Genomic DNA, 12,133 nt, shown 5'->3' with positions numbered 1-12,133 from the left:
TCTGTTAAAAAACGATGCTTTTTTAGAGAACCATTGTGAATTTCTATGTGGGCCTTACTTCTTATAGCCTGTAACTTTGTACTGTAATAAATAACTAATTTAAAAATACAGACAAATGAAAAAGACAATCATAACAACACTAGCAATCGCAGGATTATTTACTATCTCAAATGTAAATGCACAAGAAACATATCAACCTGCCGAAGGTGTAAACACCGGAGTGACCAAAGATATTAATGGTACTGCCGACGATTTAAAAGACGAAGGAATAGTAGGAGTGAGTGGATGGAGTAGTTTCAATACTTTATCAAATCACGTATATATGCTAGAAGGTAAAGATTTTACCACGACACGAGAGATCATACCATTAATGAGTTCTAATATCATGATGCTAGATGATACCATGCCAGAATGGTTAATGACCGAAGAGATCATGGAAGATGTAATGGATGTGCAAAAAGATTATGTAGAGTTAATGAATGGTACAAAAATGACCAGTCATGAATTTGAAGAAAATCTAGAAGAAGTCATTGAGCAATATGAGGATTTAAGAGAAGAAGTAGGAGAGACTGTACAAGAATATAATAATGTGCAAGCAGATGCTATGGAAGAATACATGGAAGAAATCGAGAACGATAGATCGTATCGTAAAAACATGCAAGACGCCTCAGAAGAATATGAAGAAGAGATTAAAGGCTTAAATAAAATTACTGATTTAGAAATGAAGAAGTAGTAATCACTCCATAAGTGATAATTGAAAAAACCGATGTTAAAGCATCGGTTTTTTTATGTCATAGTTATTTTGTTTTCATTGAACTAGATTCTAAAAGAGGGAATAACTCATAAGGAAGAAGCTCGTTCTCCAGCAGTGGATAAATAAAGTATAGAAAAAGAGTTCTTAAGCGCTGGATTTGTGGTGTCAGTTAACCATTATTAGAATATATGAGAAACTGATAAGACCAGGTGTTATCGAGTAAATCTAGATATAGTAAATGTTAAATTAGGACATAAAAAAATCCCCATCATTGCTGATGAGGATTTTTATTACGAGAGATGGTTGTTAAACCTAATTATTTTACTTTGTTTACTACTGCTTCAAAAGCTTCTGGGTGATTCATAGCAAGGTCTGCAAGAACTTTACGATTTAACTCGATGTTGTTCTTTTTTACAGCTCCCATGAATGCTGAGTAGCTCATTCCGTGCATACGAGCACCAGCGTTGATACGCGTGATCCATAGTCTACGGAAAGTTCTTTTCTTGTTTCTTCTATCGCGGTAAGAATAAGCCATAGCTTTATCTACTGCATTCTTTGCTACTGTCCATACGTTTTTACGACGTCCGAAGTAACCTTTTGCCTGTTTTAGGACTTTTTTTCTACGTGCTCTACGAGCTACTGCATTTACTGATCTTGGCATAATTTAATTTTTTAACAGCAGGCGATCCATTTCTAGATTCTTTTATTGTGCGCTACTATTGGGTTATTGTGTGAATTAATAAACCATCAAGGTTTACAAAAATGTCTTACTTAAGACGTAACTGTAACTTGATATTTGGTTCGTCTGCTTTGTGCACTAATGTAGAGTGCGTTAAAGCTAACTTACGTTTCTTACTTTTTTTAGTCAGGATGTGACTTTTAAAAGCGTGTTTTCTTTTAATTTTTCCAGAACCAGTAAGCTTAAAACGCTTCTTAGTACTAGATTTTGTTTTCATCTTAGGCATAATTTCCTTTTTTAAATTCTCGTATTCCTTTCTCTTAAACTGCTTTTTGTTTCTTAAAACCTATTAAATCAATGAGTTATTAGGGATAATTAAGACACAAATACACGGTCCTCAATTAAGGATTGCAAAAATAGGTTTTTATTTAGAAATGGCATTATAAAACATCAATTTATTCCTACTCATTCATTGAAATTTATCTTCTATTTTTTTTTGTGCGGTACCTAGTCGTTAACTGTTTAAATAAGATAGCAGGCTTTGATGGAGCACTAGTGGTTTAACCAGTTCTAGATGTTGCTGTTTATTTAAGTAGCTGTTGTACCGTATTTGAATGTATTGTTATTCTATGAAATATGATAAAAACTAACTCTTAAAATCTCAATTATTGAAACAAGAAAAGACTGTCTCGTTTTTAGAGACAGTCTTTTAAATATATACTTTCTACGTTGCTACTACCTTTTAATAACAGTAACGAGTAAGATTATTTTTTCTTAGGTGCGATAAACATATTCATACGTTTACCTTCCATTTTAGGCATTTGTTCTACTTTACCTAGTTCTTCAAGATCTTGAGCAAGTCTTAAAAGTAAGATTTCTCCTTGATCTTTATAGATAATAGAACGACCCTTAAAGAATACATAAGCTTTTAATTTAGCACCTTCTTTAAGGAACTTCTCACCATGTTTTCTTTTAAACTCGTAATCATGATCATCAGTGTTAGGTCCAAAACGGATCTCTTTAATAACCACTTTACTAGCGTTTTGCTTTATTACTTTCTCACGCTTTTTTTGTTCATAGACAAATTTCTTGTAGTCCATGATCTTTGCAACTGGTGGGTCAGCATTAGGAGAGATCTCAACTAGGTCAAGTTCTTTTTCCTGTGCTTCCTTAAGTGCGTCACGTGTGTCCATAACACGAGGTTCTCCATCGCCTACTAGGCGTACTTTTCTCGCACGTATCTTTTCATTGATTGCGTGCTTGTCTTCTTTGATAATTCGAGCCGGACCACGGCTTCTGCGTCTACGTATTGCTATGACTATATAATTTTAATTAAACTTCAAATGTTTTTATCGTTTCAGAGATTTCCTTTTGAACTAGTGTTGTAAAATCTGCAACACTCATCGTTCCTAAGTCGTCTCCACCATGTTTTCTTACAGAAATCGTTCCATCTTTTTCTTCCTGCTCACCTACGATAAGCATATATGGTAATTTATTCATTTCTGCCTCACGGATTTTTTTACCCATGGTTTCTGCACGGTTATCAACTGCTGTGCGAATTTCGTTAATTTCTAGGGAATTTGCCACTTGTTTAGCATAATTTTCATATTTCTCACTGAGTGACAGAATAGTACACTGCTCTGGCATCAGCCATAGTGGGAAATTACCGCCAGTATGCTCTAATAAAATAGCTATAAAGCGCTCCATACTACCAAAAGGTGCTCTGTGTATCATAACTGGTCTATGTGACTCGTTATCAGCGCCTTTGTATGATAGATCAAAGCGTTCTGGTAAATTGTAATCTACTTGTATAGTACCTAATTGCCAGCTTCTACCTAGGGCATCCTTCACCATAAAGTCTAATTTAGGACCATAAAAGGCAGCTTCTCCTTCTTCTATCACATAATCAAGACCTTTATCTTTTGCAGCACTGATAATTGCATTTTCTGCAATTTCCCAGTTTTTAGTGTCACCTATATATTTTTCTGGCTTCTTAGGATCACGTATACTTACTTGTGCCGTAAAGTTTTCAAATCCTAAAGAACCGAATACATAAAGGACTAAGTCTATTACTGCTTTAAATTCTTTGTCCAATTGCTCTGGCATACAGAATATGTGTGCATCATCTTGAGTAAAACCACGTACACGAGTTAAACCATGTAATTCACCACTTTGCTCATATCTATATACCGTACCGAATTCTGCAAAACGTTTAGGTAAATCTCTATAAGACCATTGTGCACTTTTATAAATCTCACAGTGGTGAGGGCAGTTCATTGGTTTTAATAAAAACTCTTCACCTTCATTAGGTGTTGTAATAGGTTGGAAAGAATCTGCGCCATACTTTTCATAATGACCAGATGTTTCATAAAGCTCTTTAGCACCTATGTGAGGTGTTACCACCATCTCATAACCTGCTTTTTTCTGTGCTTTTTTCAAGAAATCTTCCAGTCTCTCACGTAGTGCAGCACCTTTAGGTAACCATAATGGTAACCCTTGACCTACACGCTGGGAAAAAGTAAATAATTGTAACTCTTTACCTAGTTTTCTATGGTCGCGTTTTTTAGCTTCTTCTAGAAGTGCTAGATATTCTTTTAAGTCTTTTTGTTTAGGAAAAGAAGTTCCGTATAAACGTGTCAGTTGCTGGTTGTTCTCATCACCACGCCAGTATGCACCAGCTATACTCATTATTTTTACCGCTTTGATTATTCCTGTGTTAGGAACATGTCCACCGCGACATAAATCTGTAAAAGTATCGTGATCACAAAAAGTAATATCTCCATCAGTAAGGTTTTCAATTAACTCTACCTTAAAAGCATTGTCTTGATCCTTATAGAATTGAATAGCATCTGCTTTAGAAACACTACGCATAGTAAACTCATGTTTACCGCGAGCTATTTCTAGCATGCGAGCTTCTATTTTAGGTATGTCAGATTCTGAGATCGAGTGCTCTTTAAAATCGATATCATAATAAAAACCGTTATCTATCGCAGGTCCTATTGTTAGACTTACTCCAGGGAATAATTCTTCAACAGCTTGTGCCATAATGTGAGAAGTAGAGTGCCAGAAAGCCTCTTTTCCTTCAGGATTACTAAAGGTAAATAAAACCAGGCTACCATCTTCTGTAAGAGGTGTTTTAGTCTCTACCTTAGTACCATTAAAGCTTGCGCTTATTACGTTACGAGCAAGTCCTTGTGATATGCTCATGGCGACGTCCATAGGAGTGGAGCCGCTTTCCATTTCTTTAATACTGCCGTCTGGCAATGTAATGTTAATCATAACTACAAAATATGTGCTGTAAAGGTAAACTCTTTGGAGAAATTTGCAATTATTTAATTCAACAGTTTTTTAAGTTCTTTAATCGTTTTTAGTGCCTATGGAATAGGCTGTTATAAAGATATTTATGTATTTTTAATCCTCAATTCTATATTACATGACTTCATTATTAGGGAAATGGAAGTTGTGCTTATTGCTATTTGTATTGGGTAGTTCCGCTTTCGCGAAAGCGGAAACGTATCCAGCAACCATGCTATGCAACAACTTTTCTATCACAAACACACAAACGTATACGCTAGATCTAACGGTAGATCGCGACCAAATATTCTCATTATTTAAAGATCTAAAAGCGCACTATGGAATTTCTTGTTCTATAAACGCTTATAAACGTAAATCTGGAGTTACTAGTAAATTAGGTATAGAATTAGTAAGCAGTACTGGCGTGGTTTATCACGTCTTTGAAGAGGATCATAAAGGTATAAAAGACATTTGCCTAGAAATAGATAAGGTAACTAAAGAAGTTATCTATTTTGACCACTGTGATGTAAAAAAGGATTCTAGCATAGCCACACATACTACCGTTATCAACCGACAGCAAATAGGTGATGAAAAATTTAAAAATACCAGTGCATATTTAAAGTCTGCACAAGAAAATCCAACAGAAATAAATGGGCGAGAATCAGTGCTTTTAAAGGATCAAATAAATAAAGCAAAAAAAGAAAAACAAGCCTTAAAATCTCAAATAGCCCAAGCTAGATCAGAAAAATTAAAAGAAGAAAAACGACTCGCACTTTTACAACAAAAAGAGCGCCTCGCCGCTACAGTTATTAAAGTAAGGGAACGCAAGGCCCAGGCTGCCGCAGCGGCACTAGAATTACGTAAAAGAAAACAAGAAGAGTTGCATGCGCAACAAATGCAACAAAAACGCGAGAAAGAGGCTGCTAGAATAGTTAAATTAGAAGAAGAACGCTTGCGTATAATTAAGGAAACAGAAGAATTAAGACGTACAAACTTAATAGAGCAAGAACGACTTTTAAAAATAAAAGAAGATAGAGAGGCGGCACAACGACTGTCAGATCTTAAGAATGAAAATTTAAAAGAATCTAAAGAGAGTCTGGCTCAAATGAAACAAGCTAGAAAATTAGATTATCGAGAAGAACGAGCGACATCTAAGGCTCTTGAAAAACAACGCCTCACTGCCGAAGAGCTCAAAAAGCAAGAGATAAAATTAGCAAATGAAGAGCTAGACGCAGTAAGAAGAAACCAGGAAGAAGAGTTAGAGAAGTTAGAATATGAAAAAACTAAGGCTTTAGAAATCTCTAAAAAACTCAAAGAACAAGAAATGGTAAAAGAATTAGATCGCATACAGAGAGAACGAGATCTAGCAGAAAAGACGCTTAATGTGATCAACGAGAATTATAAAGATCGTCTTGCAGGTCTCCAGAATTTAGAGACTCTCATGAAAGAGAATACAGAACTTATCATAGAAGAAGATAGCACAGAAAAACCGATAGCCGAAGGAACTCTTATTTTTAAAGCAGAGCAATGTTTCTATACCGTATACAGCGATAGAACCGTAATTTATAACACCATGGGTAGAGAGCTCTTAACACTAGACTTACCTTATGAAGAAGAATTGATAATGGGTAAGGTTTTTTATAAAAAGAAAAGTCGCAATTATAAATTTAATGGTAATGTGTTAATTATAGAAAATATAGAAGGTGCTGCAAAGCAACTATCTTTTAGAACTAATAAAACTTATATTATTACATCTCAATATACGGCACAACAATTTGAGAATTTAGTGAAAAACCTTGTAGAATCTGGACATGATTTTTCTAATTTAGAATACAAAACTCTAGTAGGTAATAACAGTATTTACAAACTGTCTTTTAAGATTGATGATCAAAATTATTCTTTTGAAGAATCGCAAGGTATAACAGATATTGAGCTTATTGATAATGTGAAAGAAGGAAAGGTTTTTATAAGAAAAGCCTCTTAAATAATAAAATGGCCTGAGGTTTGATGAGCTTTTATCAAACCCAACCTATGAAAAAGCTGTTAATTCTCATCGGCGTTAGTTTATTAATAACTAGTTGTGATCCATTCTTAGACTGTATTATCGATAATCGACCACAACTTAATGATAAGGTGTTGTCTAATGGTTTTAGAGATTTTTATTATGAAGACAGTCTCAATGCAGAGATAAATAACGACCCTGCAGATAATGCTTATTATTACTATTTTTCAGTAGATGGATTGCCTGCCGGTATGGATTATGAATCTTATGGTCGTGAGTTAGTTATCTATGGTACACCTAGGGTTTCAGGACGTTTTACTCTAGATGTTTATTTAAACGTAGAGGCTCCAGATAGTTATTATGATGAGGATGATGGCCTCTTTGAAGACGGAGATGATTTGTGTAAAGATAGTACCAGTAGGCAGTATAATTTAAGAATTCAATAAGCCGATTTTATAGAGATAATTAGATGAGTTTCCGCTTTCGCGAAAGCGGAATAGCTACTAATATCATCTCTTATAAATAAAGTATCGTTAAGAAAACAACTCTTTGATACGGTAATAGTTGCAATAGCTTACCTTTGCAGTTCAATATTATACATGACATTTAAAGAATTAGGGTTAGTAGAACCCATCTTGCGAGCTTTGCAAGACCAAGGATATGAACGTCCTACACCTATACAAGCACAAGCCATTCCAGTTTTATTAGAAGGAAAAGATTTATTAGGCTGTGCGCAGACTGGAACCGGTAAAACTGCCGCGTTTTCCATTCCCATCGTTCAAGATTTATATAACCGTGCGCCACCTAAAGGTAAAAGGCGTATTAAAACACTAGTAGTAACACCTACAAGAGAGCTAGCTATACAGATAGGTGAGAACTTTACAGCTTACACAAAGTATACTGATATTAAAAATACAGTCATCTTTGGTGGTGTAAAACAAACCTCTCAAGTATACAAATTACATCAAGGAGTAGACGTGCTAGTTGCTACTCCAGGTAGATTACTGGATTTAATAAACCAGCGTTATATCTCGTTAGATCACATAGAGCATTTTGTGCTGGATGAGGCAGACCAGATGCTGGATATGGGTTTTATTCACGACATTAAAAAGTTGTTGAAAATTCTACCTACAAAAAGACAGTCTCTATTTTTTAGTGCGACTATGCCTAGCAGTATAGTAAAATTATCTAATGAAATATTAGGTAACCCTGCTAGAGTAACCATCGCACCAGAAAAGACTACTGCAGAGAAAGTAGAGCAAAGAATCTATCACGTTAATAAAAAGAACAAGACAAAACTCTTAGTTGATTTATTAGGTGGTGAATTAAATGGCCCAACGTTAGTTTTTTCTAGAACAAAACATGGAGCAAATAAGATAGTAAAAGATCTGGATAAAGCTGGTATTAAAAGTGCCGCTATACATGGTAATAAATCTCAGGCAGCTAGACAAAGAGCTTTAAAGCAATTTAAAGATGGAGAGCTTACAGCACTTATAGCAACTGATATAGCTGCTCGTGGTATAGATATCGATGAGTTGAGTTATGTAGTGAATTATGATTTACCTAACGTACCAGAATCTTATGTGCATAGAATAGGTAGAACTGGTAGAGCAGGAGCAAGCGGTCTAGCCGTTTCTTTCTGTATGCTTGAAGAACGTCCTTTCTTAAAAGACATAGAAAAATTGATAAAAACGAGTATTCCTGTTGTGGAAGATCACGATTTTGAATTTAAAATGGAAGATGCTGCAGAGCCTAGCCTTAAAAAACAAGGTGGTGGACGTGGTCGCTCTCAAGGAAGAAATAATAATAGATCTAAGAGTGGAGGTAAAGGTTCTTCTAAAAGTGGTGGCTCTGGTCGCAATAACAGTCGCAATCGTAGATAACAGTTGTCTTAGTTCTTAAATAGAATAAGGAAAAATCAATATTTTATAAAGGCCTTTTGTCATTTGATGAAAGGCTTTTTTTTGTGCGAATAACTTAGGTTTTTGTGATAAAGAGTTTATAAAAACGTGTTTTAGTATGGGAATATGATTCTTTATTCAAAATACATAAATGTTAATTGTTTTTGTAATCGAGGAATAATAGAACATAAATGAGGAATCTTGTGCGATCAAGAAAGCTTTAAAATGTCGCAACTTTGTACCATCACTTAAAAACAATTATTATGAAAACTCAAATAAAATCTATATTCAACCTTATTGAAATATTTAGAACAGGAAAAAGAAAAGTAAAACAGGCCATACAACCAGAATTGTACTGTAAAACTAATAGCGTGCAAGATTACTACTGTGACCAAGAACACATAGGAATTTGATGAGGTAAATACACATCTTAATATTTTCTATATATTTGCAGCATTATGAAAAACAATACAATACATAACAACTTACGTCAAGAAGTACCTTTTTGGACAGATCTAGGAGGAGATTTTCCTTTGAGATCGAGTGGTTATCTATTTGTTTTTGACCCTATGTAAGATATAATTACACAGGTAAAACATAAAGAAAAACGCTTGATCGATAGATCAAGCGTTTTTTTTTGTGGGTCTTTCAAAATTTTTTCAAAGAAAATGAATGCGAAAAGATAAATGAGTCCATATCCTAAAACCATAACTATCAACGCGATAGTAAAATGGCAATTATCTGCAACTTGCGGACAGATCTTCTAGTGTCTATTTTTAAACATACAAGATTGATTATCAGTGAATTAATTCCGTTTTTAATTTGGTTATTAGAAAATAACAACTTTATATTTGCACCGCATTTAAGAACAATGCAAAACAATTAATTTAAACAAGAAGTTGATGTTATACACACAAACACATATGGGTTTCTCGTCTTTAGAAGACCAGCTGCCTAGAGCCATAGGGCTTACACGACTTCGGTATTCTTTTTATTGACTAACTAGATATCAATAATGGAAAAATCCGAAGACAATGAAAAATTTAAAAAATCATGTTTCGGATTTTTTTATGCGATAAACTCAAATAAAAATACCACATAAAGAAATCCGTAACGCACACTAGAGGTCATTTAAACCTCTTAATAAAACAGTTATGGACACTATTACACATAATACTTACTTAATAAAAGCCTTAAATAATTTTGAGTGGGATCTAGAAGAAACCGTAGAGTCATTAAACTATGCACTCTCTTATGATCCAGAAAACGCTTACACTTTATTTACCATGGCGCGATTACAGGCAGAGCGTTTTTCTAATTATCCTGCGGCAAAGGATTATTATGCACAGGCATTGTCTAAAAACCTAGATCTAGTAACCGCCTATCCTAAATACGTAAGTGTATTGATCTTAAATGAAGAGTATCATGAAGCGATGCGATTAATAGATTTTGCTTTAAAAATTAAAGGAACTAATAAAGCCTATTTATACATGCAGTTAGGTCTTGTTCTAGAACGTTTAGGAAAATATAGACTTGCAGTTAAGATAATGAAACAGGCTTATTTAATAGCAAATGATGAACTTAATGAACATATAGATCATCAATTAAAACGTATTAAAGAAAAGATTAAAAGAACTAGAGAAACTTCTAAGAAAACTAAAGGCAAGAAAAAAGCCAAAAAGAAAAAGAAGTAGCACTAGATAAAAGAATACTTTTCTTTTAAAACATCATTCAAATTTAGAACCTGTGTTTCTGTATAGCACGGTAGTATCATGTCCTGCGCAGTTGCGTATAGGAATTTTGATATCCTATTTGAATCGATAGGTTGATAGTAACCTTAATACTATCTCACACTGAAGATCGCTGGTTCAAATCCAGCACCTGCGAGAGCAGGTTAGCTAAGTCCGGTTATAGCAGCAGTACAATTGTGGGTTCGAGTCCTACCAAATCGTCATCGATTTGTGGCCAAACTGGTAAAGGCACTACAATAGGGTTGTAGCTTGTATGAAGTTAAGTCACTTCTCAAAATGACTTGTATCAATCTTTAAAATTGATGTAGCCATGACCACGGCTTTAAAAGGTCCCCAAAACAGTAGGACATCTGTTTTTGTGTTTAGTATATACCACCATATTAAGTTAAGTAGGTAAAGAAAAGCACCTTTATTTATAAGTGAGATGCCATCTCGTTATGATAAAATGATATAGTAGTAAGCTCTTTGTTGATCAAAGAATAAAACGCTATAGACTTAAATCATTATGCGGTCACAACTTCCTTAAAGATCTAGAAACCATGTTTTACTGTTTTATTTAATAGTAAATAACCAGCTTTTAAAAGCACAAATAGAGTAAAATGAAAAGAGTAAGAATAAGAGAAGGTACTAGAGGTATCGTCTTAAAAAACGGCAATTTTAATAGCGTATTGATAGCAGGTACCTACTGGTTAGGTTTTAATGAAAGACTCGTAGTATGCGATATGTCTGTAAAGCAAGTGGGACCAGTTTCCATGGATTTAATGTTGGCTAACAAAGAGTTTGCAAATATGGTAAACGTTATCGATGTAGGCAGTACAGAGATAGTCATGGTAACTATAAACGGTGTCCTGTCTGAAGTACTTACCACTGGTAGATATGTGTTCTGGAAAGGGTTGATAGACTTCGCTTTCGCGAAAGCGGATACCGCATCCATCTATATAGATAACAATGTGCCAGTTGCCTTTTATGAACAATTGAGAAACTTATACCTATTGCGCAATGTAGAAATAGCCAGTGGTAGTAAAGGTCTTTTAATAGTAGAAGGTAAGTGCGTAGAATTGCTAGAAGCAGGGAATTATTATTTTTGGAAAAATGCTACAAAAATAGAAACCATCGCTACCGACATGAGGTGGAAACAAATGGAATTGAGCGGTCAGGAATTGTTATCTAAGGATAAAGCAACCATAAGAATGACTTTAAATACCAGCTTTAAAGTAATCGATGTACGCAAGGCATTGATAGAAAATAAAGACTTTGAGAAGCGGTTATATGCTGCCTTACAAATGGCATTGCGTTCTTATGTAGGTAATTACACTCTAGACGAATTGTTAGAAAATAAACAAGAAATCGCAACAGCTGTTGAGACAGAGGTCGCAGTAATAGCTGGTAGATTAGGAGTAGAGGTAAGCAATTGCGGTATAAAGGATATTATTCTAACTGGAGAAATGAGAGCGATTATGAACAAAGTTATTGTAGCAGAAAAAGAAGCGCAAGCAAATATCATTCTAAGGCGTGAGCAAACTGCCGAAACAAGAACTATGTTAAACGCTGCAAAATTGATGGAAGAAAATGAAACTTTGTTTAAGCTTAAAGAAATGGAATATGTAGAGAGAATAGCTGACAAAGTAGGTGAAATAAGTATTACTGGTAACGGTGGTATGGTAAAGCAATTAAAGGAAATTTTTGCTTTGGGTAAATAAAAAGATTCTTTCCTGTAAAAGGGAAAGAATCTTTTTTGTTTGCATGATGTTT

11 protein-coding genes are annotated in these 12,133 nt (G+C 34.5%); 7 read left to right on the top strand and 4 right to left on the bottom strand.

What is annotated here, in order from left to right; genetic code table 11:
- Positions 1-115 precede the first annotated feature (115 nt).
- The gene (locus LY01_RS08205; RefSeq protein ID WP_104515362.1) at positions 116-733 is read left to right on the top strand and encodes a hypothetical protein; all 618 of its coding nucleotides are present in this window, start codon (positions 116-118) and stop codon (positions 731-733) included.
- A gap of 337 nt (positions 734-1,070) precedes the next feature.
- Here the strand turns inward: LY01_RS08205 and rplT are convergent, their stop codons facing one another.
- From rplT to thrS, 4 genes are all read right to left on the bottom strand, one after another.
- Positions 1,071-1,415 carry a 50S ribosomal protein L20 gene (gene rplT / locus LY01_RS08200; protein ID WP_104515361.1) on the bottom strand — a complete coding sequence of 115 codons (345 nt, stop codon included), beginning with the start codon at positions 1,413-1,415 and terminating at the stop codon, positions 1,071-1,073.
- 106 nt (positions 1,416-1,521) lie between these two features.
- On the bottom strand, positions 1,522-1,719 hold the full coding sequence (gene rpmI, locus LY01_RS08195) for a 50S ribosomal protein L35 (protein ID WP_104515360.1): 198 nt from the start codon (positions 1,717-1,719) through the stop codon (positions 1,522-1,524).
- A gap of 478 nt (positions 1,720-2,197) precedes the next feature.
- The gene (gene infC / locus LY01_RS08190) at positions 2,198-2,710 is read right to left on the bottom strand and encodes a translation initiation factor IF-3 (protein ID WP_262497515.1); all 513 of its coding nucleotides are present in this window, start codon (positions 2,708-2,710) and stop codon (positions 2,198-2,200) included.
- Between the two features lie 55 nt (positions 2,711-2,765).
- Positions 2,766-4,712, bottom strand: coding sequence for a threonine--tRNA ligase (gene thrS / locus LY01_RS08185; protein WP_104515358.1), 1,947 nt, complete (start codon positions 4,710-4,712; stop codon positions 2,766-2,768).
- A 154-nt stretch (positions 4,713-4,866) separates the two neighbouring features.
- Here thrS and LY01_RS08180 point away from each other — a divergent pair, with 154 nt between their 5' ends.
- The 6 genes from LY01_RS08180 (at position 4,867) to LY01_RS08160 (ending at position 12,081) form a co-directional block, all read left to right on the top strand.
- A complete protein-coding gene (locus LY01_RS08180) occupies positions 4,867-6,711 on the top strand; it encodes a coiled-coil domain-containing protein (RefSeq protein ID WP_146080399.1) in 1,845 nt (614 codons plus the stop codon).
- A gap of 47 nt (positions 6,712-6,758) precedes the next feature.
- A complete protein-coding gene (locus tag LY01_RS08175; protein ID WP_104515356.1) occupies positions 6,759-7,175 on the top strand; it encodes a hypothetical protein in 417 nt (138 codons plus the stop codon).
- A 153-nt stretch (positions 7,176-7,328) separates the two neighbouring features.
- The gene (locus LY01_RS08170; RefSeq protein WP_104515355.1) at positions 7,329-8,612 is read left to right on the top strand and encodes a DEAD/DEAH box helicase; all 1,284 of its coding nucleotides are present in this window, start codon (positions 7,329-7,331) and stop codon (positions 8,610-8,612) included.
- Between the two features lie 281 nt (positions 8,613-8,893).
- The gene (locus tag LY01_RS15145) at positions 8,894-9,043 is read left to right on the top strand and encodes a hypothetical protein (protein WP_170034572.1); all 150 of its coding nucleotides are present in this window, start codon (positions 8,894-8,896) and stop codon (positions 9,041-9,043) included.
- A 741-nt stretch (positions 9,044-9,784) separates the two neighbouring features.
- Entirely contained in the window at positions 9,785-10,324 is a 540-nt protein-coding gene (locus LY01_RS08165; RefSeq protein WP_104515354.1) for a hypothetical protein, read from the top strand.
- Between the two features lie 656 nt (positions 10,325-10,980).
- The gene (locus LY01_RS08160; RefSeq protein ID WP_104515353.1) at positions 10,981-12,081 is read left to right on the top strand and encodes a slipin family protein; all 1,101 of its coding nucleotides are present in this window, start codon (positions 10,981-10,983) and stop codon (positions 12,079-12,081) included.
- Positions 12,082-12,133 lie beyond the last annotated feature (52 nt).

Origin of the sequence: Nonlabens xylanidelens, assembly GCF_002934445.1 — a bacterium.
Classification (GTDB): Bacteria; Bacteroidota; Bacteroidia; order Flavobacteriales; family Flavobacteriaceae; genus Nonlabens; species Nonlabens xylanidelens.
Note: the sequence above shows the minus strand (reverse complement) of the source record. Positions and strands in the feature narration are given on the sequence as shown.

What these genes read in the sequence shown, in the direction of transcription:
- LY01_RS08175 (WP_104515356.1), top strand. Translation starts at nt 6,759, where the DNA reads ATGAAAAAGCTGTTAATTCTCATCGGCGTTAGTTTATTAATAACTAGT.
- LY01_RS08170 (WP_104515355.1), top strand. Translation starts at nt 7,329, where the DNA reads ATGACATTTAAAGAATTAGGGTTAGTAGAACCCATCTTGCGAGCTTTG.
- rplT (WP_104515361.1), bottom strand. Translation starts at nt 1,415, where the DNA reads ATGCCAAGATCAGTAAATGCAGTAGCTCGTAGAGCACGTAGAAAAAAA.
- LY01_RS08180 (WP_146080399.1), top strand. Translation starts at nt 4,867, where the DNA reads ATGACTTCATTATTAGGGAAATGGAAGTTGTGCTTATTGCTATTTGTA.
- LY01_RS08165 (WP_104515354.1), top strand. Translation starts at nt 9,785, where the DNA reads ATGGACACTATTACACATAATACTTACTTAATAAAAGCCTTAAATAAT.
- thrS (WP_104515358.1), bottom strand. Translation starts at nt 4,712, where the DNA reads ATGATTAACATTACATTGCCAGACGGCAGTATTAAAGAAATGGAAAGC.
- LY01_RS08205 (WP_104515362.1), top strand. Translation starts at nt 116, where the DNA reads ATGAAAAAGACAATCATAACAACACTAGCAATCGCAGGATTATTTACT.
- rpmI (WP_104515360.1), bottom strand. Translation starts at nt 1,719, where the DNA reads ATGCCTAAGATGAAAACAAAATCTAGTACTAAGAAGCGTTTTAAGCTT.
- LY01_RS15145 (WP_170034572.1), top strand. Translation starts at nt 8,894, where the DNA reads ATGAAAACTCAAATAAAATCTATATTCAACCTTATTGAAATATTTAGA.
- LY01_RS08160 (WP_104515353.1), top strand. Translation starts at nt 10,981, where the DNA reads ATGAAAAGAGTAAGAATAAGAGAAGGTACTAGAGGTATCGTCTTAAAA.